Genomic DNA, 24,724 nt, shown 5'->3' on the forward strand with positions numbered 1-24,724 from the left:
TCTGTCCGCTCGACTTGCATGTATTAGGCACGCCGCCAGCGTTCGTCCTGAGCCAGGATCAAACTCTCCATAAAAAAGAAATTTGATTAGCTCAAATTGTTTTGCTGGCATCATGTTTGATGTCCAAAATTTTGTTTCGTTCACTAACTCAAGGTTAGCTACTAAAAACTTTATTGATTACGTTTTGCTTGTTCAGTTTTCAAGGTTCATTTCGTCACCATTTCGCAACAGCAACTCTTATATAATATCACGTTATCAACTAGATGTCAACAACTAATTTATTTAATTTAATTGTTTTTCAGTAGTTGTCTTAACGACTTGTATAATACTACACTCTTATTTTAAAAAGGTCAACACCTTTTCTAAAAAAACTTTATACTTTTTCACTTCATCGAAAAACTTCCTATATAATGCTCGCAAAAAAATATAGTAATCAATTATGCCTCGGCATAATTGCGTCGGAAGCTTTAACTTCTTTCAGCGGATGTTTGGACACCCGCTGAAAAGTGACTTAAAATTGCATTCATCTCACCACCTATAGAGGTGGGAGACTTCTGTATCTGACTCTTTGCTTTCGCTACAAACGACATTTGCTGAAAGAAGTTAAACTCTTCATCTCAAGCAAATTCAATTTTAAATTCCTGTCTAAACTAGAATTCTATCATAACCTTAATAAAAAAAATAATAGATATTAAAAAAATTGAACAAAAAAACTCGGTATAGAAACCGAGTTTTTAAAACGGAAAGAAAAATGGAATTGCTATCATCATGACAATAAACATGACAATTTGCAATGGTATTCCGATCTTTACAAAATCCATAAATTTATAACCACCAGCTGTCATCACAAGTGCATTCGTTGGGGAAGCAATCGGTGTGACAAACGCCATACTCGCGGCCACAGCAACAGCAATCATAAATGTCGTCGGACTAACTTCCATTGCAATCGCTGCATTCATAGCGATTGGTGCAAATAATACAGCAGTGGCCGTATTACTAATGAACTGCCCAAAGATAACTGTTAAAATATAAACACCAATTAATACCCCATAAGGTCCGTAGTCACCAAGCGCATTGATAATACCATCAGATAAGATAGCCATTCCACCTGTTTTTTCTAATGCTGTCGCCATAGGGAGCATTGCTGCTACAAGTACAATACTTTCAAAATTCATATTGCTGTATGCATCCTCCATGTTACGTAAACACCCTGTCAATATCATAAGTACAGCACCAATCATAACGGATATAACTGCAGGGAAAATTTCAAAAGCCATTAACAAAATCATCAAAAGCATAATGGCACCAGCAATACCGGCTTTACCAGTGGCTGCTGCAACACTCGCATGCTCCTTCGGCTGACCAACTACAACGACATCCTGCGTCTCCCTTGCTAGTAATAGAATTTCATCCCATGCTCCCTGCACTAAAATGGCATCTCCGAATTTCAACTTATGTGTAATCATATCTTGAAGCTTATAGCCACCTCTGCGATTAATGCCGATAATGTTTAGATTATATTTTTCTCGGAATCCAAGAGAGCTAACGGTTTCATTAATAAAGCTAGAATTTGGTGTTAATAATACTTCTGCAATGCCAAGATGCTTCGATACCAATTCATCAGCCTCTCCTTCAGCTAACTCCTGCATCTGTAGATGATAATCTGTAGTAAAGCGACGAACATTCTCTTCCTCACCTTGGATATATAGTTCGTCCTTGCCATGTATGACACTTGTCGGTCCTGCCATTTCTTGATATGTCATAGGCAATAAATTGATGCCCTCCTGTGCTTTCCGATGAATTTTCATCATACAGAGCGCATATGTGGCTGGAAGTTTTAACTCTGCCAATGTCGTGTCAACAATTGGGGAATCCTCCGGTACAAATATTTTGAACAAACGATTGTTCAAATCATATTGCTTAATAATTTTCTTTGGCGAAAGTTTATAACCAGCATTAGTTTGTGTACGGTTTTTATCATTTGGTAATAGTATATTTCGTACGAGTACTAGATAGGTAATACCAGTAATCATCCCTACAATACCAATAGGTGTCACTTCGAAAAAGCCTAGTTTATTGTAGCCGCGATCGACCAATAGCTGACTAACAATTAAATTTGTCGGAGAAGCAATAAGTGTCATAAGCCCAGAAAGACTTGCAACGTATGAGAGTGGGAGTAAAAATTTTGACGGGCTTACCTTCATACTAATCGCGATACTAACGACTATTGGCATCATCAAAGCTACCGTACCCGTATTACTCATAAATGCGCCGACAGAGCCTACAATAATGAGTAGTAATACAAATAATTTCAGCTCACTATTGCCTGACCATTTCAGTAATAATTGACCGGCCATCCCGGCAAGCCCTGTGCGTAAAATCCCTGCACCCACGACAAATAACCCCGCGATCATTAATACTACAGAGTTTGAAAAACCAGCTAGTGCCTCCGTGGGTGTTAAAATATCCGTAATAACAAATGCTAGGAGTGACACAATCGCAACGAGATCTGCTCGTACTTTATTGGTCACAAACGCAAAAATTGTCGCTCCTAAAATAAGAAATGTTAATGTAAGCTGCACATCCAAGAATTCCTTTCTAACATTAATCATTATGCTTTACTGAAGGTGATATACAAAATCAAACCTTTTGTACTTGCAATATCTTGCTTGTTTGCTATATCACTTATTTTTATTATATCTTACCAAGTGCTACATATGAGAAAGTTCACCGTCTTTTCGAAATAAAAGACTTATCACATAACGAGGGGGTGATTTCCGTTCCGACCGGGCGCTTTCCTAGGGGCGTCCGCTGAGCCGCTTCAATCAACCTATATACATGGCATACGTTTTAAGAAATGTCATCCAGCACTTTTGGTGACGAACCAAATAAAAATAAGTGTGGTAATTAACCCACACTCTAAATGGTATCTATTGTCATGAATTGAATTGAATCATATGATTATTTTTGATAAAGGTCATGCTCTTTAATGTAGTCATAACAAGCGCTAGGCAATAGATATTTCGGCTCGCCGCCCATTGCGAATTCTTCTCGAATATAGGTAGAGCTAATTTCCATTGCTAAGCCTTTGTCGATTAAATGAAATCTTCCATCATCATTATTCCTCAAAATAGGGGAACGACTGATCGTTGATAACATATCAATGCCATGCCTCGCCATTACAATAAACTTATTTTCAGCTACTAACGATTCTCCCTGTTTCCACAACCCTGCCCCAATATCAACTAATAAATCCGCTCCCATAATAAAATGAATTTCATCATTGGGGTGCTGTTCTCTAAAATATTTCATCGTGTCATATGTGTAAATATTCCAACCTTCTTGCTCCATCTCATATGAATCTGCAACAAAACGCTGATCCTTAGCAATAGCCAGCTGCAGCATATTCCACCGATGAGTATCCTTTGTTTTTATCTCTTTATCCTTACGTTTATTGGAGCAAGGTAAAAAAATGACCTTATCTAATTTGCAACGGTGTGCTACTGTGCTTGCCGTCCAAAGATGAACATTTGTAATTGGATCAAAAGATGAACCATAAATACCTATTCTCGCCATTACATAACCCTCCCCTTAACTTCTCTCATACAGACTTTGTGATTTTTTCTTTAATTTCCTTAATGCTTTTCATTTTGTTATCCCAGCATGCTTGACTTAAATCTACAGGATACTCTTCTGGATTCATCGTCCGTTTGTACTCACTCCATAGTAGATGTAAATTTTCTTCTACATATGCTTGAATTTCCATAAGCGTCGGTTCCTTGTAAAGGATAGAGCCATCCACTACAATGTCTTCATGTAATTCTTTAGCTGCAAAATTCGTAACAAATTTGCTGATATAAGTATGAACAGGGTGAAACATTTTCAAGCGTTCTTCTTGTTGGGGATTTTCATCGTCTAACGCTATATAATCTCCTTCAGCATGACCATTCCCTTTGTTAATGATTCGATAGACACGTTTGCGTCCTGGCGTTGTTACTTTTTCGGGATTTGCAGAAATTTTAATAGTATCTACCATTTCACCGTTTTCATTTTCAATCGATACTAATTTGTATACCCCACCAAGTGCAGCTTGATCGTAAGCAGTAATGAGCTTTGTGCCAATTCCCCAAGCATCAATTTCAGCTCCTTGAGACTTCAAGTTCATAATGGTATATTCATCCAAATCATTAGATGCTATAATTTTTGCCTTCGTGAAGCCGGCTTCATCTAGCATTTCCCTTGCCTTTTTTGAGAGATACGCTAAGTCTCCACTGTCCAAACGGATTCCTACAAAATTGATTTTATCTCCAAATTCCTTTGCTACACGAATAGCGGTAGGAACACCCGAACGCAACGTATCATACGTATCTACTAAGAAAACACAATCTTTATGTGTACTTGCATACTTTGTAAATGCTGTATATTCATCACGGTAAGCCTGTATCATCGCATGTGCATGAGTACCTGACACAGGGATGCCAAATAACTTCCCAGCTCTTACATTACTTGTAGCAGAAAATCCACCAATATAAGCAGCACGGGTTCCCCAAATAGCTGCATCAAATTCATGAGCACGACGTGTACCAAATTCCATCGCCGTATCCTTTCCAATCACTTGTTTAATACGTGAAGCCTTCGTTGCAATAAGGGTTTGGTAATTCACGATATTTAGTATAGGTGTTTCAATTAATTGAGCTTCCGCTAATGATGCCTCAATTCGTAAAATGGGCTCATTCGCAAATACCAATTCACCTTCCTTCATAGCAGAAATGGTACCCGTAAATTTGAGGTTTTGAAGATATTTAAGAAATTCCTCTGAGTATTTTCCTTCCTCACGTAAATATTGAATATCACTATCCGAAAACCCAAAGCTTTTAATAAACTCCATGATCTTTTGTAAGCCTGCGAATATCGCATAGCCATTACCGAACGGAAGCTTCCGAAAATACAGTTCAAACACCGCTGTGCGATTTTGGATACCATCTCGCCAGTACGTTTCGACCATATTAATTTGATATAAATCAGTGTGTAACATGAAGCTATCGTCTGTATATTTCATTCCCTTTTCCCCCATTCATAACATCAAATAATAGTGGCTCCGAGTGAATGTTTGAAATGTCCTAACGCCCATTCATGTCCAGCTTGGTTAAAAGACGCAACAGCATTTTCATGAATAACAATGTTAAATCCTTTGTTATAAGCATCCACAGCTGTATGAAGAACACAAATGTCTGTACATACACCTATTAAATGCAATTCAGTAATTCCTCTTTCACGCAATTTAATCTCTAAATCCGTCCCAGTAAAAGCAGAATATCTTGTTTTATCCAAATAGTAGACATGATTTAAATGTTTATTTTCTTCATACAATTCTTTTAAGGAGCCATATAGTTCCCTCCCCTCTGTGCCTCTAATATTGTGAGGAGGAAAAAGCTTTGTTTCTGGGTGATAGCAATCATCTTTTTCGTGAACATCAATGGCAAAAACCACAAAATCGTCTTTTGAGATAAATTCCTTTGTTAATTGTGTATTTACCTCTTCCAATAGTTGCCCCGGTTTTCCGCAAGTTAGAGCTCCATCTGGTGCTACAAAATCCACTGTATAATCAATATTAATCAATGCACGTTTCGGCATATTCCAACACTCCACTTCTTTAATTAGTAATTAATAAATTACAAATTGCCTTTATGTCAATTATGCCTCGGCATAATTGCGTTCGCCACCTACTGAAAGAAGTTAAAAATTATCAGGAAAGACAGGTGCTTTCCTAATGATAAATTGACTCTACAATTTCAAAGTTATTAAAAGTATATAATTGTGACGGTCTATATGAATTTCTTTTCGTTTTCTTTGGTTTTCCTTCTTCATCTAATACTTTATCAATAAAAGGCAATTTAGGTGCTTTTGTGAAGAACACAGAATCATTTGAAATGCGCGGATCATCTCCCACTGTCAACAAAACTCTTTGTAATTCAGATAAAGTAAATTCTTCTGGCAAGAAATTTTTAGCAACCGTTGTTTGAATCATATCTTTCTTAATAAAATCTAACGCATCAGTAATAATCTTTCGATGATCAAAAGCTAACTCGAGTTTAAACACTTCATTTAAATCGAACAGCTCTACCTCCGCCGCATCATCATTTGCTTGGCGTTGATCGATATATACTTCCGGAACAATAGCATAAAAGGCGTTTGAAATCATCCAACCACGAGGATCGCGATCTATTTCATCGTAGACACCAAAGTGTTTAACATGCAACCCTTCTACATTGGTTTCTTCTTTTAACTCTCTTTTAGCAGCGAAATACGCAGTTTCCTTTCGAGTTGCATCTACAAATCCTCCTGGAAGCGCCCATTTTCCTCCTTCGATATTAGGGTTCCCCTCACTATCTTTATCTGCTCGTTTAATCAACATGATTTTAAGCGTCATCATCGGCGGTGCTTTTTCTTCTACTTTTTCAGATGTTATTGTAAAAATCGCAATATCTGACGTATAGCCATCAGGTGTTAGATATTTAGAAGAATCATAATTCGCAAGAACTTCTTCTTGTGAACGATATTTTGTCATTGAATGTAACTCCTTTGAAACAATATTTTGCAAAATTAATGATCAAGATGCATATGAAGCATAATGACTCTCCGGGAACGCGCGGGTATTTGCTTCGCTTCCGCGGATATTCTCCCGGCGCGCGTCTCATCTATCCTTGCATTAATTTAAATCATTTAAGTAATTTGTAATTCTATGATTACTATTTATTAGTATAATAACTGTTCCTTCCAATCATTTCAACTCTTTTAATAAAAAATTTTTGAGAAATGTAATTGAATTAAAAAAAGCATAAATAAAAGCATTTACTGCCTTATTTATGCCTTTGATTATTTAATTTACTAGTTGATTTTTCAAGAGAATACCATCTTGTACAACAACTCGCCCATCTTTAATAACTGTATTCGTATGGTTCATGCCATAGAAATATTGTAGCTGCTTGTAATTGGCAACATCCAATATAATGATGTCAGCTTGTTTGCCCGTTTCAAGTGAGCCAATTTTATGGCCTCGGTTTAGTGCGTATGCTGCATTAATGGTTGTTGCAGTTAACACTTCTTCTAGCGTCATACCCATATGCATACAAGCTAAATTCATGATAAAGGGCAGACTCATCGTTGGAGATGAGCCAGGATTAAAGTCAGTTGAAATAGCTACAGGTACCCCTTCATCAATCATTAGACGCCCCCTTGCAAATGGAGCTCGTAAGAAGAATGCTGTTCCAGGTAACAACACGGCAATCGTGCCAGCTCCCGCCATTTTCTGTATGCCTTCATCAGAAGCAACTAGCAAATGCTCAGCTGAAATCGCCCCTACTTCCGCAGCAAGCTCCGCTCCCTTATAGGGCTCAATTTCATCAGCATGAATTTTCGCTGTTAATCCATGCGCTTTTCCAGCCTCTAAAATTCGTTGCGACTGTTCTGGAGTAAATACACCTTTTTCACAAAAAACATCATTAAATTCTGCAAGCTCTAACTTGGCCACTTGCGGCAGCATGTCATGAATCACTACATCTACAAACTCATCTTCACGTCCTTTATAGTCACAGGGCACTGCATGGGCCCCCATAAAGGTACTAACGACATCAATGTCATGTGTAGCTTGCAATTTTTTTGCTACCTCGAGCTGTTTCTTTTCTGTTTCCCAATCCAAGCCGTAACCTGATTTTGCTTCGACTGTTGTGACACCATGCTTTAAAAACACGTCTAAGTGATGCATCGTTTTTTCATATAGATCCTCAAAGCTAGTTTCTCGTGTTCGCTTTGTCGTGGCATGAATCCCACCACCTGCATTCATGATTTCCATATATGTGGAACCATTGAGCCGCATATTAAATTCTTGCTCACGTGTACCTCCATGAACTAAATGCGTATGACAATCTACGAGACCTGGCATAACAATTTTACCGGAAGCATCAATAACCTCTGCTACCCTAACTAAATCAGGGAAATCCGCTTCAAGCTGTTCATAAGCCCCAACTGCTACAATGCGATTTCCTTCTATTAATACGCTGCCTTTTTCCACTACTGCAATTTGACGCATTTGTTCTTTTATACGAGGACCTTGTACAGTACTTTTTAGCGTAACCACTTCATTGGCATTTTTAATTAAAATCGTCACTTAGCATCATCCTTTAGCATTGGTACATGCACACCTTTATTCTTGGCTGTATTAATGGCAATTTCATAGCCAGCGTCTGCGTGACGTGCAACACCCATTCCTGGATCCGAAACTAACACTCGTGCAATTTTCTCAGCAGCAAGCTTTGATCCATCCGCTACTAACACTTGACCTGCATGCTGAGAGTAACCCATACCTACACCACCACCGTGATGAACACTTACCCAACTTGCACCACTCGCTGTATTGACAAGTGCATTTAGAATCGGCCAGTCTGATACTGCATCAGAGCCATCAAGCATCCCCTCCGTTTCACGGTTTGGTGATGCAACAGAGCCAGAATCTAAATGATCTCGCCCAAAAACAATCGGTGCTGATAGCTCACCATTAGCAACCATCTCGTTAACCTTCAGTGCAAAACGATGACGGTCACCATAACCTAACCAGCATATACGAGCCGGTAAACCTTGCCATTTCACCATCTTTTGCGCCATATCAATCCAATTTACTAGACCTTCATCATGGGCAAACATTTCTTTTGCAAGAGCATCTGTTTTATAAATGTCCTCAGGGTCACCGGAAAGTGCAGCCCAGCGGAATGGCCCTTTCCCCTCACAGAATAACGGACGAATATACGCTGGAACAAAGCCTGGGAAGTCAAAGGCATTTGTTACACCCATCTCTTTGGCATAAGCGCGAATATTATTTCCGTAATCAAATACTTCTGCGCCTGCTTGTTGGAATTCAAGCATTGTCCGAACATGTTCAGCCATTGTTTCTTTTGCTCTTTGCTCATACGTTTTTACATCTTTTTTACGAAGTTCTAGCGCTTCTTCAAACGTCATGCCATTCGGTACATAGCCATTTATCGGATCATGAGCAGATGTTTGATCTGTTACAAAATCAGGAATAATACCTCGGTTCAATAGCTCACGATTAACATCCGCACAGTTGCCAACAAGACCGATGGATGCAGGCTCTTTTTTGTCACGGAGTTTATTGATTAATTCAATCGCTTCATCTACTGTCTCTACAATATAATCACAGTAGCCCTCTTTTATTTTTCGTTCAATTCGAGCACGCTCCACTTCGACTACTAAAATGACAGCACCAGCCATTTTCCCAGCTAAAGGCTGTGCACCGCTCATACCACCCATACCACCTGTAAGGATGAATTTGCCACGTAAGTCAGCTGTGCCAAATACTTTTTTTCCTGCCTCTACGAATGATAGATACGTTCCTTGTAAAATTCCCTGTGCGCCAATATAAATCCAACTACCAGCCGTCATTTGACCGTACATCATTAAATCGCGTTCCTCTAGCTCATAAAAATGCTCCCAATTTGCCCACCCCGGCACTAAATTAGAATTCGCGATTAATACACGTGGTGCATGTTCATGTGTACGGAATACAGCAACTGGCTTTCCTGATTGAATTAAAAGTGTTTCATCATTCTCTAATTCTTTTAATGACTTAATAATTTGCTCGTAGCTCTCCCAATTACGCGCCGCTTTACCGATTCCACCATAGACGATTAGCTCATCTGGATTTTCTGCTACTTCAGGATCTAGATTGTTCATTAACATACGCATTGCAGCTTCCTGTGTCCAACCCTTACATGTTAATTCATTCCCTCGTGGTGCACGAATATTTGTTTTAACTACCATTAAAAACACGCTCCTTTAAAATAGTAAAAATGCTATTGGTGTTACGATGATTAAAGTTAATACGACACGTTCAAACCAAATGATTATAATTTGACGCAATGTCAATGGAATTTCAGATGATAAAATAAGTGGAATAACTGCTGAAAAGAATAAAATTGCCGATATTGATACGACTGCCACAATAAATTTCGTCACAAGTGTTGCTTGCGTGACAACAAGTGCTGGTAAAAATACTTCTGCTAGCGATAATGACAACGCTTTCGCTGTTAAAAATGGTTCTGGAACTTGTAATACGTATGTGAATGGTACAAAAATATACGCAAGCCAATCAAAAATTGGTGTATATGTTGCAAGTACAAGCCCTAGTAGACCAATTGACAAAATTGACGGAATAACACCCATCGCCATGATGAAGCCATCTTTTAAATTCGTCCATAAAATTTTAGATAAAGGTGGATTTTGCTCAACTGCCTCCATCGCCTGACGCCACGCTTCTTTAAAACGCCCCTTCCTAACAATTTTTTCTGGCATTGGCGTTGCGCCCTCGTAGTATTCATCCTTCATTGAACGAAGTGGATACATACGCGCTGTTAATGCAGTAACCACAAATGTTACAACGAGCGACACCCAGAAAAATGCATTCCAATGCTCCATCATATCCAGCGTACTTGCAACGACAACCATAAACGTTGCAGATACCGTCGAGAAGCCTGTTGCAATAATCGCAGCTTCCTTCGCTGTATAGCGACCCTCCATATAAACACGGTTCGTTAAAAGTAAGCCAACCGAATAACTGCCGACAAATGAGGCTACTGCATCCACTGCCGAACGTCCTGATGTTTTAAAAACAGGCTTCATAAACGGCTGTGCTAAAACACCGATGTATTCAAGCAACCCATAGCTAACTAGAAGTGCCAAAAACAAAGACCCGATTGGAATTAATACCCCCACTGGCTTAACAAGCTTCTCCAGCAAATACGGACCAATACTTTCATCCGCTAACCACGCGGGTGCTATATTGAAAATTAACAATATCCCTGCAACCATACCGCCCACTTTAAAGATTGACATTACAATATTGACTGTTGATTTATTCCATTTACTAGTAATAAATGGATGGATTGCTCCGCCTACAAGCATTATGAGTACATATGCAGTTACAAGTAGTGGTGCTTCAGCGCGAATAAAGTTCACTATATGGTCGATTAAAATTGTATTTTTATTTTGCCATTCAAACGATACAAAAAAACTAAATATTCCGACTAAGCTACATACAATCATCTTCATAGCAGAGGAAACTCTAAATTGCGAGCCTTGCTCCAACTCTTGTTGTTGAAATTCCATCCCAAACCTCCTAGATGTTAATAGTAAGAGCTCTTTCCGATAGAAACTCCATGTAATCAGGACAAGTTGAAGAATTTGTTGGTTTTTCTATCGGAAGTTATCGCCTTAAGGCTTACATAAACTCATTTAACAGAACATCACTCGTTAATAAATACTCTGAAAGCGCTTCAATTTCATCGCCGATTGGTTGATCCATTAACAATGGCGGACAAAATTCACGTACTTTTTCTAAATACTTTCGCGTTGTTGGAGATAACTGCTCTTCTGCCTTATCTAGATGAATAGCCTGCGATGCACAAATCATCTCTATCGCTATGACACGAGCAGCATTGTGGACGATTTGACGCACTTGTCGAGCAGATGTCGTACCCATGCTTACATGATCCTCTTGGTTACCTGACGTCGGTATGGAATCCACACTAGAAGGATGTGCCAACACTTTATTTTCAGAAACAATAGATGCCGCTGTATATTGTGCAATCATTAGTCCACATTCAATACCAGGATTTGTCGCTAAAAATGGCGGCAAACCTTCATTAAGATACGGATTAACCATACGCTCTGTACGTCGCTCTGAAATATTAGCCCACTCACTTACACCAACTTTTAAGAAGTCCATCGCTAATGCAATTGGTTGACCATGGAAATGCCCTCCTGATAACACTTCTCCATTTTCTAAAACAATCGGATTATCTGTCGTTGCATTCATCTCAGTTTGCACGCGGTCCTGAGCATAGAAAAACGATTGCCAGGAGGCACCATGCACTTGCGGGATACAACGTAATGAATAAGCATCCTGCATCCGTATCTCACCTTGCTTCGTCACACGTTTACTTCCCTCAAGCCACTTACGAATTCGCCCGCCTACAAGCTCTAATTCCGGATGTGGTCTTACTGCTAAAAGTGCTGGGTCAAACGCTGATGTAATCCCTTTTAGTGCCTCAAGTGTTAAACTCGCTGCCATATCTGCCGCAAGCCCAATACGCTCTGCTTCGTTCACTGTTAAAACACCAATCCCTGTCATTGCTTGTGTACCGTTAACAAGCGCTAGCCCTTCCTTAGCCTGAAGTCGAACCGGCGTTAGCCCTGCTTGCTCTAAAGCCTCACTACCGCTCATAATCTCTCCGTTAAACTCAGCCTTACCTTCACCTACTAGCACTAAAGCCAAATGTGATAACGGTGCTAAATCCCCACTTGCTCCAACCGAGCCTTGAGATGGTACAATCGGGTGCACTCCCTTATTTATCAAATCCACGAGTAGTTGCACTGTTTCCTGACGAATCCCTGAAAAACCACGCGCTAAAGCATTGGCACGTAAAACCATCATTGCACGCACAACATCTGTTGGAAATGGAGCACCAACACCTGTTGCATCTGAGCGCAATAAGTTTAGTTGTAAAAGCTCAATGTCTTCCTCTTCAATTTTTATATTACTTAATTTTCCAAACCCTGTATTCACACCATAAATTGTTTGCCCTTCAGCTAAACGCTTTTCAATTCGTTCTCTACTTAAGCGAATACGCTCCACACTTTCTGTAGATAGTGCAACCGTAGCATGACCTTTTACAATTTCTTCGATTTGCTGTCTCGTTAATGTATTGCCATCCAGCTCGATGATAGACTTCATATGATATCCCCCTATTCCTTCTGTGCTATGTAAAAAATGCTTTTTATAATAGCGATTACTCTATTTACATTGTACTAACTACATTTTTCAGAAAATAGAGAATTTTAAAAGAAAAAACATGATTTATTTCAGATTTTTTGTTATTTTTAATAATATAATCGTATTTTTTTACGAAACTAGATTGTTTTAAGGAGATTAATTGTCATGAAGGTGTTATTAATTGATCGAGATCCTACTGAACTTACAGGTATTCGTTGGTTTTTACATACGTATTTTCCTGGAGATGTAACGATTGAAATGTGTACAGCTATAAATGAGGCGCCTCAAAGTATCCAGCAATTCGAGCCTGAGGTAATACTACTGAACATCGACCTAATTTCAAATAATCGTTTAACTGCACTTTATCGTGTTTTGCAAAAACAATCGGGAACTATTCTAGCTATGACGACGGAGCCCTTATTTAAAAATGCATTGAGGGCAATTGATTTACAGGTCGCACATCTTTTTGTTAAACCAATTGATTTAGAAATATTAAAGCAAAAACTCACTGCTATTTCTCTTCGTACACCAAAGCCAAAGGTAGCTTATCAAGAAACTTCTGATGAATCTTTTTACTATCGATTATTTTTAGATAGTAAGACAAGTTCAATAGAAACAAATATACATTTCACCATGATCGAGCCTGAGCATTCAGAAATGTTTAATAAGCTGTTCAACTGGCTCCAGCAAACACCTATTTTTTATCATATGAAGATTTATCCTTTATCAGATAGAATCGTCTGCTTATTTCAAACGGATGATTTAAAGATTGTTGAAAAGGATGTTCGGACACTAATGAAGGAATGGTGGCTGTCACACAATAGCTCTTTAAATATCGGGATTTATGATGGAGAACCTACAACGATAAAGAATATGTATACATTAACAGAGCGTGCCCTTCATCAAAGTTTTTACGAAGGCTTTGGACACATTTTCTATGCGAGTAAACAGTTTGAAGCACAGCCTCTCGATCCTTTGTTAACACCAGAGGAGCAACAATTACTGATAAGTAGTTTAGAGGACGGAAATCTTGAAGCCGTCAAAGCATTTTTATATAGACTTTCTAATGAAGGAATTTATTATGAGCAAGATGACTTACGTATTCATCTAACGAGTGTATTAGCACAAATTCGCCGCTTTATGCTGAAATATAAATTACATGAGAAAGCCGCAATTGAGCAAAATTATCGCCAGCTTTTTCATTTAATCATCGAGCATCCGATATTTTATACCATTCTAAATAGCATTATTTCGTTTACTCAAAGACTTATTGAATTAGCTCGTGAGGCACGATTAGAAAAACGAGCCGACTATGTAGAACTGGCAATAGAAATTATCGATCAACAATTTCAGGATAGCGGGTTATCTTTACCTTTCGTTGCTCATAAGTTAGGGATTAGTCCCAATTATTTAAGTACGATTTTTTCAAAGAAGCGAGGACTGCCATTTAAACGCTACCTACAGCAAGTCCGAATTCATAATGCTACAAAAATGCTTGTAGAAACAGATTTTGCTATTAGTGAAATTGCCTATTTAAATGGCTTTGATGATCCGAATTATTTCATTAAAATTTTTAAACAGCAAATTGGTATTACTCCTAATCGTTATCGTAAAGCTTGAAAAGAAGTACGCTAGAATTTTTCAATTAGCATAAATTTTTTCAATTTGAAAGGATTTAACACAAGGATTCTCTTTATTTCTATTTACCTTTAGTCGGGAAAATATAGAAGCATTTATCTTCTTATTTCTTTATAACGTTTTAGAAAAGCTTAAATACCACAAAAATCTATGCATATATTAATAATTCCACACATATATTTAAAGTTTATATCTTAATGTAAAAATTCTTTAACAATAATCATTATAATTTACTAGCAATTCTATTTTATATTTGTTATAGTAATTCATGAAGAGTTCAACTCTCATCTTTTTTCAGGAGGTAAACTAATATGACAAACGCAAATGATCGTAGCCGCCGCTTCACAACAGCAGGTGGTGCACCCGTAGTAAGCAACCATGACTCAATGTCAGCAGGTCCTCGTGGTCCTCTATTACTTCAAGATGTATGGTTAGTTGAAAAATTAGCAAACTTCAACCGTGAAGTGATTCCTGAACGTCGTATGCACGCTAAAGGCTCAGGTGCATTCGGTACTTTCACTGTAACTCATGATATTACTAAATATACAAAAGCTAAAATCTTCTCAGAGATTGGGAAAAAAACAGAAATGTTCGCACGCTTCTCAACTGTTGCGGGTGAGCGCGGTGCAGCAGATGCTGAGCGTGACATCCGTGGGTTCGCGCTTAAATTCTATACAGAAGAGGGTAACTGGGATTTAGTTGGTAATAATACACCTGTCTTCTTCTTCCGTGATCCATTACACTTTACTGATTTAAACCACGTGGTAAAACGTGATCCACGTACAAATATGAAAAACGCAAATTCAAACTGGGACTTCTGGACTTTATTACCAGAGGCACTTCACCAAGTAACAATAGTTATGTCTGACCGTGGTATCCCAGCTGGCTACCGCCATATGCATGGTTTCGGCTCTCACACTTATAGCTTCATTAATGCTGAAAACGAGCGCGTATGGGTTAAATTCCACTTCCGTACAGAGCAAAGTATTCAAAACTTAACTGGTGATGAGGCAGCGGAATTGATCGGTAAAGACCGTGAATCTTCACAACGCGATCTATATGAGTCAATCGAAAAAGGCGACTTCCCTAAATGGAAAATGTACATTCAAGTAATGACAGAAGAACAAGCTCGTGAATTACCATATAACCCATTTGACTTAACAAAAGTATGGTATAAAAAAGACTTCCCACTAATTCCTGTTGGTGAATTCGAGTTAAACAAAAATCCAGACAATTACTTTGCAGAGGTTGAACAAGCAGCGTTCGCACCATCTAACATTGTTCCTGGTATTAGCTTCTCTCCAGACAAAATGTTACAAGGTCGTATCTTTGCATATGCTGATGCACATCGCTACCGCTTAGGTGTAAACCACCACTCGCTTCCTGTAAACGCACCAAAATGCCCATTCCGTTCATTCCACCGCGATGGTGCTATGCGTTTCGATGGAAACCTTGGTTCAACTTTGGGCTATGAACCAAATAGCTACGGCGAATGGGAGCATAATTTAGACCATAAAGAACCTGACTTACGTATTGACGGTCATGCTGGTATCCACGACTTCCGTGAAGATGACAACAATTACTTCGAGCAGCCAGGTAAATTATTCCGTCTAATGTCGGCAGAAGAGCAACAACGCCTATTCGAAACTACAGCTAACGATATGGCACCAGTTGAGGAGTTCATCAAACGTCGTCACATCCTTCATTGCTATTTAGCTGATCCTGCATATGGTGAAGGTGTAGCAAAAGCGATGGGTCTTTCATTAGAAGGTATGGATCTTTCAAACCCATACGTAAAACAACCAACTAACGTTTAATTTATTTCAGCCTAGGCTTAATTGATATTTTCCACTTATTATTGATATCCAAATCCAACTTTTTACTCCATGCGAAGAGCAACTTCACATGGAGTTTTTTTACGTTTTAATGATTAAGAAAAGCTTGTGCCTAAAAAATAGACACAAGCCTTACGCTTTGCATTATTGATAAATCTGACTGCCCGCCTTTTTAAATTCCTCTGCCTTTTCCTGCATACCTTTATGAATAGCTTCCGTAGTATTCATATCTTTATCCTTTGCATAATTACGAATATCCTGCGAGATTCTCATACTACAAAACTTAGGTCCACACATCGAACAGAAGTGCGCTGTTTTCGCCCCTTCTGCAGGTAATGTTTCATCATGATATTCTACCGCTCGCTCTGGATCTAGCGCTAAGTTGAATTGATCGCGCCAGCGGAATTCGAAGCGTGCTTTAGATAATGCATCGTCACGCTGCTGTGCTCCCGGATGCCCTTTCGCTAAATCAGCTGCGTGTGCAGCAATTTTATACGTAATAACCCCTACTCGAACATCCTCCCGATTTGGTAATCCTAAATGTTCTTTAGGTGTTACATAGCACAGCATTGCCGTACCAAACCAGCCTATCATTGCAGCACCAATAGCTGATGTAATATGGTCATAGCCAGGAGCGATATCTGTTGTCAACGGCCCTAAAGTATAGAAAGGAGCTTCCTTACACACCTCTAACTGCTTGTCCATGTTTTCTTTAATAAGATGCATTGGTACATGCCCTGGTCCTTCTACCATCACCTGTACATCATGCTTCCAGGCAATTTGCGTTAATTCCCCTAGCGTTTCTAGCTCCGCAAACTGCGCCTCATCATTAGCATCTGCGATAGAACCTGGACGTAAACCGTCACCTAAGGAGAAGGCAACATCATATGTTTTCATAATTTCGCAGATTTCTTCAAAATGCGTATATAAGAAGCTCTCTTGGTGATGATATAAACACCATTGTGCCATAATCGAACCGCCACGGGACACTATACCCGTTACACGATTCGCCGTTAATGGTACATAGCGCAGCAATACCCCTGCGTGAATTGTGAAATAATCAACACCTTGCTCAGCCTGCTCAATCAACGTATCACGATACACTTCCCACGTTAAATCCTCTGCCACACCATTTACTTTTTCTAGCGCTTGATAAATCGGTACTGTCCCTACTGGCACTGCGGCATTACGGATAATCCATTCACGCGTCGTATGAATATGCTTACCAGTCGATAAATCCATAATGTTATCAGCGCCCCAACGGGTAGCCCACGTCATTTTTTCTACCTCTTCCGCAATAGAGGATGACACCGCTGAATTTCCAATATTGGCGTTAATTTTTACATGAAAATTACGTCCAATAATCATTGGCTCGGCCTCAGGGTGGTTAATATTAGAAGGTAAAATAGCTCGACCCGCCGCAATCTCTGAGCGCACAAATTCAGGATCTATGTTTTCGCGAATCGCTACAAACTCCATTTCTGGTGTAATAATTCCTTTTCGCGCATAGTGAAGCTGAGTTATATTTCCACCTTTCTTAGCACGTAGAGGTTTTCTAGATAAATCCGGAAAAACATTTTCTTGAATACGAGGATCATCCGCATTACGGAAACCGTTATCCTCTGGCTTGATTGTACGACCTTCGTATTCCTCGACGTCACCTCGTTCTCTGATCCATGCACTACGTAAAGTTGGCAATCCTTTCGTAATATCTACCTTATATGCAGGATCCGTATACGGACCACTCGTATCATAGACACGAACTGGCGCATTTTCCTCTTCACCGAAGCTACCTGTCGTTGGACTTAAAGCAATCTCACGCATTGGCACTAAAATATCTGGTCGTGATCCTTCCACATACACTTTTTTGCTTCCATCAAAATTTGACATAATCGTAATATTCTTTTCGCTAACTGTTGTCATGAACTATTTCGCTCCCGTTTTTACGTATTTTTATACAAGGACCAAATCTAGCTCACCCCTCAAAAAAACAAAAGCCGAATCCAAAATTTTTTTTGGATCCGGCTAAGAATGTAAAGGTATAGTTATCGCAAAGAGCTTATATTGCAATAAAGGTTAACTTTCCCACGCTGGTATGAGCCAGATCAGGTCCAAAGGGTCAAGAAACCTCTATGCGTTTCCCTCTCAGCCCGACTCATCAGACTCCCCTAGTTAATGCTATTAAGTTTGATGCTAGTGTAGCAGATATTGCTAAGAGATGGAAGCTTCATTTGATAATTTTTGGCTTATCACCCAAACGTGAGGTTGATTTCCGTTCCGACTGGGCGCTTTGTAGCTGTCGCTACAGAAAACATTTGTTGCTGACGCTTCGCTTTCGCACAGATAAAACATTTGTTGCTGACGCTTCGCTTTCGCACAGATAAAACATTTGCCGCTGACGCTTCGCTTTCGCGCAGAGCAGAGCTTCCTGGGGGGCGTCCGATGAGCCGCTTCGCTTCGCTACAGGGTCTCGGGCCAATAGATGTTTTTTGTGCGAAAGCGCAGCGACAGCAGCAGCACCGATGTTGGTCACGAAGGCGTTATCACAGGACGTGATGTTTTTAGCCTTCGTTCCTCTATTGCTAATCCCCAAGGAGTCGCCCAGTCTCCACTCCAATCAACTATATATACGGCGTACGTTTTAACAAAATATTTTTATAAATCGGTAGTAAAGCCTCACACTCCAGAACGGCTGTCACTCTATCTTAGTCCGAAAACAACTAGCCGTTAGGTAAACAACAGTTCCGCTACATAAATCACAATTGTCACGGTAATACAGCTTACAATCGTTGAGAATAAAACAGTTTGTGCGGCAGTTGCCGATTCCACATCGTATTCTAATGCTAGACTAGAGCTATTACGTGATGTCGGGAAAGAACTAGCTATAAAAAGAGATTGTGCCACGACACCGTCTAAGCCAAGTGTAAAAATAATAAGTAAAGCTACAGCTGGCCCTATGATTAGTCGTGTAAAACAACTAATAAATACCGTCTTATTGAACATCGATTTGATTTCAAGCTGTGATAGCTGTGCCCCTAACGTTATTAACGCTACAGCGATAAAGCCATCTGCCACATGGTCTATCGGAATTTTTATAAACTGTGGAATAGTGATATCAAAATAGTTCATCGCTACACCAATAATAAGGGCATGAATAATAGGCATTTTGAGGAAATCTTTCACAATAGACATGCCTGATTTTGTTGAAGAAATTAAATTGTACAAGCCGTATGTATAAGTCGTCATATTTTGAAAGATTACGAGAATGACCTGAATCGCTACTCCAATCGGCTGCGTCACAAAAATCATTTGTGCAACTGGAATACCATAGTTGCCCGAATTAATAAGGACTACACTATTTTTAAACACTGCAGCCTCTGTTTTTACTAAACCAAGTCCCTTTGCTATAAAGTGACTAAGCACCATTTGGCTGCCGATAAAGAGTACAATAAATAATGCAACTTCTACAAGAACTGGCAGCTCTATACGCGTTTCGTATAAATTCACAAAAACAGCTGCTGGCATAAAGCAATATGTAATAAGCTGAGATAATGCCTTTAAATTAAAGTGAAATTTCTTTTGTAAAACTGCGCCAAGTACTAGAAGCACCAAAATAGGAGCGACAATCTGGAAGAAAATCATACCGAGATACATCATAGTGATGTCCCCCTTTCCTTTCCTATAGTAGTGCTGTTTTTTCGCTCGGTCAATGCACCTCAATGTTATCTCATCATTCATGAAAGGTATTTTCTTCTGAAATGTACAATACTAATCCAGTGTTTTTTATCGGGAAAAATGCAAAAAAGAAAGACTGCCTCCGAAATCAGGCAGTCCTTCTTAAAATTCATCCTTTAACATTAAGCAAGCTTAAATCGATTAACGACCGCTTGTAATTCATTGGAAATCTCTTTCATATTATTAATGGAATCTGCAACCTTTTGTAGCTCTGCTTGCTGATCAATAGCAGACGCACTTACCTGTTCCGCAGATGCAGCAGTCTCCTCTGAAATAGCTGAAATACTTTGGATTGCCATAATCGCTTGATTTTTATGCTCTAACATATGAGAAAGCTGAGTCATTAATTCATTAATTGAAGTTGCGATAGAACTAGAAAGCTCACTATTATCTTTAAACGCAAGCTCCGTGCCTTGTACTGATTCATTTTGAGCTTCTATTAAGCCCGCGTTTGAAGCAATGACAGCAACTGTTTGCTGAGAATTTACAAGAATACTATCTACTGTTCGCTTTATGACCTCTGTTTCATTTTTTGATTGCTCTGCTAGCTTTCGCACTTCCTCGGCAACAACTGCAAAACCTTTACCATGTTCACCAGCTCGAGCAGCCTCTATGCTTGCATTTAAAGCTAGTAAATTTGTTTGCTCTGTAATACCTTGAATAGACGAGATCACTTGATTAATATTGGCAATATTGGACGCCAAAGACTCGACTTGCTGTTGAATACGTCCATTCATTGTATTTGTTTCTGCATTACGTTCACGTAAGCTTTCGACTTCTTTCATACCTTTATCTGTAGTTGCTTTCGTTTTATTCGATAGCTCATCCATTTCATTCGAAAGCGATGTAATGGCATCAATCTGATCGGATAGATCAATCATTCGATAGTTTGTTTCTTCTGTATCCTCAGATTGTTTTGATGCCCCTTGTGCAATTTCATTAATAGCTACAGAAACCTCTTGACTTGAAGCTACTATTTCATTAAATGCTTCATGAACATGATTGGATGATTGATTAAGCAATGTCGTCGAATTCAGAACCGTTTGAATGGCACTATTCGTTTGATCTAGCATATTATTATAAGCTAGTGCAACCATACCAATCTCATCAGTCTTAATATATTGTTCATCTACTTTTTGAGTTAAATCTCCTTCTGCCGCCGTTTCAATAGAAGTACGTAAAAACTTTAATGGCTTCAATAGTTTATAGATAAACAAGGCACTAGCAACGGTCATTAAAACGACTATAATAATTGAGGCTATAATTGTAAAAATAAGTACATGATTATAAGTTTCTAATATTTTGGATTTAGGTAGCACTATTTGTACAGTCCATGTCTCATCAATTCCATCTAAAATCATCGGAGCAAAAACATTAAATGCATTTTCCTTAAGTTCTGCCGAATCCATATACATACTTTTTAGCTCGCCATTATCCATAGTTTGCTTAATGCTTGTCCAATCCATATGATCTTGCATATTTAATCCCTTTAAAGCCTCACCAAAGCTATTTGCTGTTAAAATCCCATTATTAGTAATAATTGCTGCATAGCCACCATCTGGCTTTACGGACTCTGTCAATTCAGTTAAATAATCAATAGCCAAATCTGCCGTCAATATGCCGAAAAATGATCCTGAAGCATCGACTAATGGAACAGAAATCGTTGTCATTAGTACTGTTTTTCCATTCACATTATAATCATAAGGCTCCGTTAAAATTGCTCGTCCTTCTTCTTTCGGTATCCAATACCACTCAGAAACACTCTTATCTTCCAGGCCTTCAAGAGAAGCAGTTGTTATTTTATTCTCATCTTTACTTAAGTAAGGGACAAAGCGATTTTTTGAATCCACTAAAGTAGCATGAATTGTCGGATCGATCTTTGTGGAGTTCTGTTCAAAAACAGCGCCTACACCAAGTAAATCTTCATTATTAACTAAATTACTTTCCATCATATCTATGACGCCTTTAGCGGAAAGCTCGCCATTTTTCTCCATACTTTCAATTATCCGCTTCGTTGTCAGTAATGTATTATTTGCTTTCTCAAAACGTTCACCCATCTTTGCTGCTGAATATTCTGCAGTTTCAAGCGTCGCACTTTCCGCATCATCAACACTTTGAGTCTTTAAAATATTACCTGTAATCGTTATATAAGTAATAAATAATACTAAAAATAACCCTATTATTAGGGAAGATAGTTTTAAAGAAATACTCTTAGATTTTTTCATCACAACACCCCTTTTTTATAACATAATAATGGATGGAATGTTGTACCACAATAAAAGATTTAGCGAATAAAGTAGAATTTTATAAATTTATCGAAGGATTTCAGAAAAGTATTAAATATTACGAAAAAAAGGACTATTGTTTTACTTCATTATGATAAATAACAAAACATAACCCCTTTTATACTAAATTAAAGTAATCTATGATATATTATCCATTAAATACAATGATCGGAGTGACTAAAATGAAGAATAAAGCGTTCACTACTTTTATGGCAACTGCTATTACAGCAACGTTAGTGTTGCCAGCGTCAACTGCAAACGCTGCTTCTAATGATTCACCTCACTCAATTCAAATTGATGAGCAGATAGTTGCAGCCAAAACAAAGGTTCCATCAGGTCAAAGCGTTACCATTACCAATATCACTAAAGATAAAGTAATTACATCCAATGGCCAATTTAAAATTAGTCAGTCGCTGAAGCCCCTCTTTAATACATCGAATAAAACTGCATTAACGAATGCCGAAGCCACAGTCGTAGTGAAAAACGGTGAAATTACAAGCGTTACAGCACTAACATTAAATAAAGCTGGTACAAACAAAAAAGCAGTGTATTTTGATGGCGGTGATGCACAGATAGCAGGAAATCTAACTGTAAATGCGGATTATGTTAAAGTGCAAAATATTGATATTGACGGTGAACTTATCATAACGAACCGAGTAAAGAAAGCAATTACTATCGATGGAGTAGACGTTGAGGAGACGATCACATTCAAGCCTCTACTGACGAGAAAAGTAAATTGGTTATATGTCTCTTTAAAAGATATTAAATACTCAAAGATTAATGTGGAACGCTCTAAAATAAATGTGACTTCTGACCAACCTATTTCTAAAGTCGATGTGGTAGGTAAAGTAAATTCATTTGAAGTTAAGGCTAATGTTGATAAACTTATAATCGATGTTGAAAATGATTTTAGCCTTTATGGAGAGGGTAAAATTGAGCAAGTGATTGTCAAACATGGAGCGAAGGTAGCTTTAGATTCAGGACATCAAATTAACAAAGTGCAGGTGGATGATAAAAAGGCCTCTGTAATTTTACCAGTCGTGAATAAATCAGAGCTAAGTAAATTAGTGTCTTCACCTCCGTATGTTGCAGTTTCTTATAATGGAAATGACATTTTAACAACTGAAAAATGGACAACACAGGCTGACCGTTCTGCTTTCGAATCCGTAGTAGCAAGTGCAGGAGCAGTAGCTAATAATCCCAACGCCTCACGGGAACAAGTGAGCAATGCGATTACACACTATAAAAACGCATTAGTAGCTTATCAAGCCGCACAAAAGAATGGAACAAAATATACTTATGGCGATAAATCTTCACTTCAATCGCTTATCAATTCTGTTCAGTATGTTACAGTCTCTTGGAATAATGGTAATGATGTAGCTTCATATGTACCTTGGACGACTCAAAGTGAGAAGGATGCTTTAGCTTCTGCCGTTTCATCTGCTCAGTATGTTGTAAATAATAGTTATTCAACTCAGTCTGATATCACAAATTCTATTAGCAATTTAAACTACGCGATCACGGTTTATAAAAATGCACAAAAATATGGTACTTACCAAACTAATAGCGATCGATCTGCCCTTGTATCGCTTATTAACTCTGTTCAGTATGTTGCAGTTTCTTGGAATAACGGTAATGATGTAGCATCATATACACCTTGGACAACTCAAAGTGAGAAGGATGCTTTAGTCAATGCCGTTTCATCCGCACAGTCTGTTGCAAATAATAGCTATTCAACTCAGTCTGATATCTCAAATTCTATTAGCAATTTAAACTACGCGATTACTGTTTATAAAAATGCACAAAAATATGGTACTTACCAAACTAATGCCGATCGATCTGCCCTTTCATCACTTATTAACTCTGTTCAATATGTGACCGTTTCTGTCAATGGATCTGAATTATCTTCTAATGTCATTTGGACGACACAAAGCGAAAAAGACACTTTAGTCAATGCGGTTTCATACGCTCAAAGTGTTGCCAATAATGGCTACTCGTCTCAGTCAGATATTTCGTCTGCCTATAATTATTTATATAATGCTATTTCAACGTATAGAAGTACTCATAAATCCGGTGTAAATTATCGGAATTATGTTGATAAATCTTGGCTAACGTCACTCATTAGTTCTGTTCAGTATGTAAAGACTTCTGCTAACGGAGATGGAACTGACGTACCCTATTATGAAAAGTGGACAACAGAAAGAGCAAAACGTGACTTAGAAAGAGCAGTGCAAAACGCTCAATCAGTTGTCAGTAACTCCTATGCATCTTCGTACGAAGTGACAGATGCTATTAACAGTTTAGACAAGGCAATCAGCATTTATAAAGAAGCGCAAAGTTACGGTAATCAAAAATAGAAAATAAAAAGGACTCTACACCGAGAGAGT

16 protein-coding genes, 1 rRNA gene and 1 riboswitch are annotated in these 24,724 nt (G+C 38.5%); of the genes, 3 read left to right on the forward strand and 14 right to left on the reverse strand.

The features are described 5' to 3' along the window. From BFJ97_RS18215 to hutH, 10 genes are all read right to left on the reverse strand, one after another. A 16S ribosomal RNA gene (locus BFJ97_RS18215) occupies positions 1 to 74 on the reverse strand; the annotation flags it as partial. A gap of 660 nt (positions 75 to 734) precedes the next feature. Continuing rightward, positions 735 to 2,588 carry an SLC13 family permease gene (locus tag BFJ97_RS18220; RefSeq protein ID WP_083227095.1) on the reverse strand — a complete coding sequence of 618 codons (1,854 nt, stop codon included), beginning with the start codon at positions 2,586 to 2,588 and terminating at the stop codon, positions 735 to 737. 373 nt (positions 2,589 to 2,961) lie between these two features. Continuing rightward, positions 2,962 to 3,576 carry a nicotinate-nucleotide adenylyltransferase gene (gene nadD / locus BFJ97_RS18225; protein WP_068986074.1) on the reverse strand — a complete coding sequence of 205 codons (615 nt, stop codon included), beginning with the start codon at positions 3,574 to 3,576 and terminating at the stop codon, positions 2,962 to 2,964. Between the two features lie 25 nt (positions 3,577 to 3,601). Beyond that, a complete protein-coding gene (locus BFJ97_RS18230; protein WP_068986075.1) occupies positions 3,602 to 5,059 on the reverse strand; it encodes a nicotinate phosphoribosyltransferase in 1,458 nt (485 codons plus the stop codon). A 23-nt stretch (positions 5,060 to 5,082) separates the two neighbouring features. After that, positions 5,083 to 5,634 (reverse strand): cysteine hydrolase family protein, encoded by a 552-nt coding sequence (locus tag BFJ97_RS18235; RefSeq protein ID WP_068986076.1) that lies wholly within the window; start codon positions 5,632 to 5,634, stop codon positions 5,083 to 5,085. A 133-nt stretch (positions 5,635 to 5,767) separates the two neighbouring features. Further along, complete coding sequence (locus tag BFJ97_RS18240) at positions 5,768 to 6,568, reverse strand: NUDIX domain-containing protein (protein WP_068986077.1); 801 nt, start codon at positions 6,566 to 6,568, stop codon at positions 5,768 to 5,770. Between the two features lie 312 nt (positions 6,569 to 6,880). Then, entirely contained in the window at positions 6,881 to 8,167 is a 1,287-nt protein-coding gene (hutI, locus tag BFJ97_RS18245) for an imidazolonepropionase (protein WP_068986078.1), read from the reverse strand. Continuing rightward, entirely contained in the window at positions 8,164 to 9,834 is a 1,671-nt protein-coding gene (gene hutU, locus BFJ97_RS18250; RefSeq protein ID WP_068986079.1) for a urocanate hydratase, read from the reverse strand. Before hutU ends, hutI begins: the two co-directional genes overlap by 4 nt. 15 nt (positions 9,835 to 9,849) lie before the next feature. Further along, entirely contained in the window at positions 9,850 to 11,178 is a 1,329-nt protein-coding gene (locus BFJ97_RS18255; RefSeq protein ID WP_068986080.1) for a YjiH family protein, read from the reverse strand. A gap of 112 nt (positions 11,179 to 11,290) precedes the next feature. Continuing rightward, positions 11,291 to 12,805, reverse strand: a complete 1,515-nt coding sequence (gene hutH / locus BFJ97_RS18260; RefSeq protein ID WP_068986081.1) for a histidine ammonia-lyase — start codon at positions 12,803 to 12,805, stop codon at positions 11,291 to 11,293. 204 nt (positions 12,806 to 13,009) lie between these two features. On the opposite strand from hutH, the gene BFJ97_RS18265 reads away from it, so the two are divergent. Together BFJ97_RS18265 and BFJ97_RS18270 are read left to right on the forward strand one after the other, a co-directional pair. After that, positions 13,010 to 14,464: a response regulator transcription factor gene (locus BFJ97_RS18265; RefSeq protein ID WP_068986082.1), complete on the forward strand. Its 1,455-nt coding sequence runs from the start codon at positions 13,010 to 13,012 to the stop codon at positions 14,462 to 14,464. Between the two features lie 329 nt (positions 14,465 to 14,793). Further along, the gene (locus tag BFJ97_RS18270) at positions 14,794 to 16,299 is read left to right on the forward strand and encodes a catalase (protein WP_068986083.1); all 1,506 of its coding nucleotides are present in this window, start codon (positions 14,794 to 14,796) and stop codon (positions 16,297 to 16,299) included. Positions 16,300 to 16,461: 162 nt separating this feature from the next. Here the strand turns inward: BFJ97_RS18270 and thiC are convergent, their stop codons facing one another. The 4 genes from thiC to BFJ97_RS18290 all read right to left on the reverse strand — a co-directional run bounded on the left by thiC (position 16,462) and on the right by BFJ97_RS18290 (position 22,277). Beyond that, positions 16,462 to 18,240, reverse strand: coding sequence for a phosphomethylpyrimidine synthase ThiC (gene thiC, locus BFJ97_RS18275; protein ID WP_068986084.1), 1,779 nt, complete (start codon positions 18,238 to 18,240; stop codon positions 16,462 to 16,464). A 142-nt stretch (positions 18,241 to 18,382) separates the two neighbouring features. Further along, positions 18,383 to 18,497: riboswitch (TPP riboswitch) on the reverse strand. Between the two features lie 122 nt (positions 18,498 to 18,619). Further along, positions 18,620 to 18,910: a hypothetical protein gene (locus BFJ97_RS18280; RefSeq protein WP_068986085.1), complete on the reverse strand. Its 291-nt coding sequence runs from the start codon at positions 18,908 to 18,910 to the stop codon at positions 18,620 to 18,622. 134 nt (positions 18,911 to 19,044) lie between these two features. After that, positions 19,045 to 19,974, reverse strand: a complete 930-nt coding sequence (locus BFJ97_RS18285; RefSeq protein ID WP_068986086.1) for an AEC family transporter — start codon at positions 19,972 to 19,974, stop codon at positions 19,045 to 19,047. Positions 19,975 to 20,174: 200 nt separating this feature from the next. Then, positions 20,175 to 22,277, reverse strand: a complete 2,103-nt coding sequence (locus tag BFJ97_RS18290; protein WP_068986087.1) for a methyl-accepting chemotaxis protein — start codon at positions 22,275 to 22,277, stop codon at positions 20,175 to 20,177. Positions 22,278 to 22,519: 242 nt separating this feature from the next. Between BFJ97_RS18290 and BFJ97_RS18295 the strand changes: the two genes are divergently transcribed. Continuing rightward, entirely contained in the window at positions 22,520 to 24,694 is a 2,175-nt protein-coding gene (locus BFJ97_RS18295; RefSeq protein ID WP_068986088.1) for a hypothetical protein, read from the forward strand. Positions 24,695 to 24,724: the final 30 nt, after the last annotated feature.

It is taken from the genome of Lysinibacillus xylanilyticus (assembly GCF_001708185.1).
Taxonomy (GTDB): domain Bacteria; phylum Bacillota; class Bacilli; order Bacillales_A; family Planococcaceae; genus Lysinibacillus; species Lysinibacillus xylanilyticus_A.

Bases quoted from the DNA above. Each gene is read 5' to 3' on its own strand.
- nadD (WP_068986074.1), bottom strand. From the start codon at position 3,576: ATGGCGAGAATAGGTATTTATGGTTCATCTTTTGATCCAATTACAAAT.
- BFJ97_RS18230 (WP_068986075.1), bottom strand. From the start codon at position 5,059: ATGAAATATACAGACGATAGCTTCATGTTACACACTGATTTATATCAA.
- BFJ97_RS18235 (WP_068986076.1), bottom strand. From the start codon at position 5,634: ATGCCGAAACGTGCATTGATTAATATTGATTATACAGTGGATTTTGTA.
- BFJ97_RS18240 (WP_068986077.1), bottom strand. From the start codon at position 6,568: ATGACAAAATATCGTTCACAAGAAGAAGTTCTTGCGAATTATGATTCT.
- hutU (WP_068986079.1), bottom strand. From the start codon at position 9,834: ATGGTAGTTAAAACAAATATTCGTGCACCACGAGGGAATGAATTAACA.
- BFJ97_RS18255 (WP_068986080.1), bottom strand. From the start codon at position 11,178: ATGGAATTTCAACAACAAGAGTTGGAGCAAGGCTCGCAATTTAGAGTT.
- hutH (WP_068986081.1), bottom strand. From the start codon at position 12,805: ATGAAGTCTATCATCGAGCTGGATGGCAATACATTAACGAGACAGCAA.
- BFJ97_RS18265 (WP_068986082.1), top strand. From the start codon at position 13,010: ATGAAGGTGTTATTAATTGATCGAGATCCTACTGAACTTACAGGTATT.
- BFJ97_RS18270 (WP_068986083.1), top strand. From the start codon at position 14,794: ATGACAAACGCAAATGATCGTAGCCGCCGCTTCACAACAGCAGGTGGT.
- thiC (WP_068986084.1), bottom strand. From the start codon at position 18,240: ATGACAACAGTTAGCGAAAAGAATATTACGATTATGTCAAATTTTGAT.
- BFJ97_RS18285 (WP_068986086.1), bottom strand. From the start codon at position 19,974: ATGATGTATCTCGGTATGATTTTCTTCCAGATTGTCGCTCCTATTTTG.
- BFJ97_RS18290 (WP_068986087.1), bottom strand. From the start codon at position 22,277: ATGAAAAAATCTAAGAGTATTTCTTTAAAACTATCTTCCCTAATAATA.
- BFJ97_RS18295 (WP_068986088.1), top strand. From the start codon at position 22,520: ATGAAGAATAAAGCGTTCACTACTTTTATGGCAACTGCTATTACAGCA.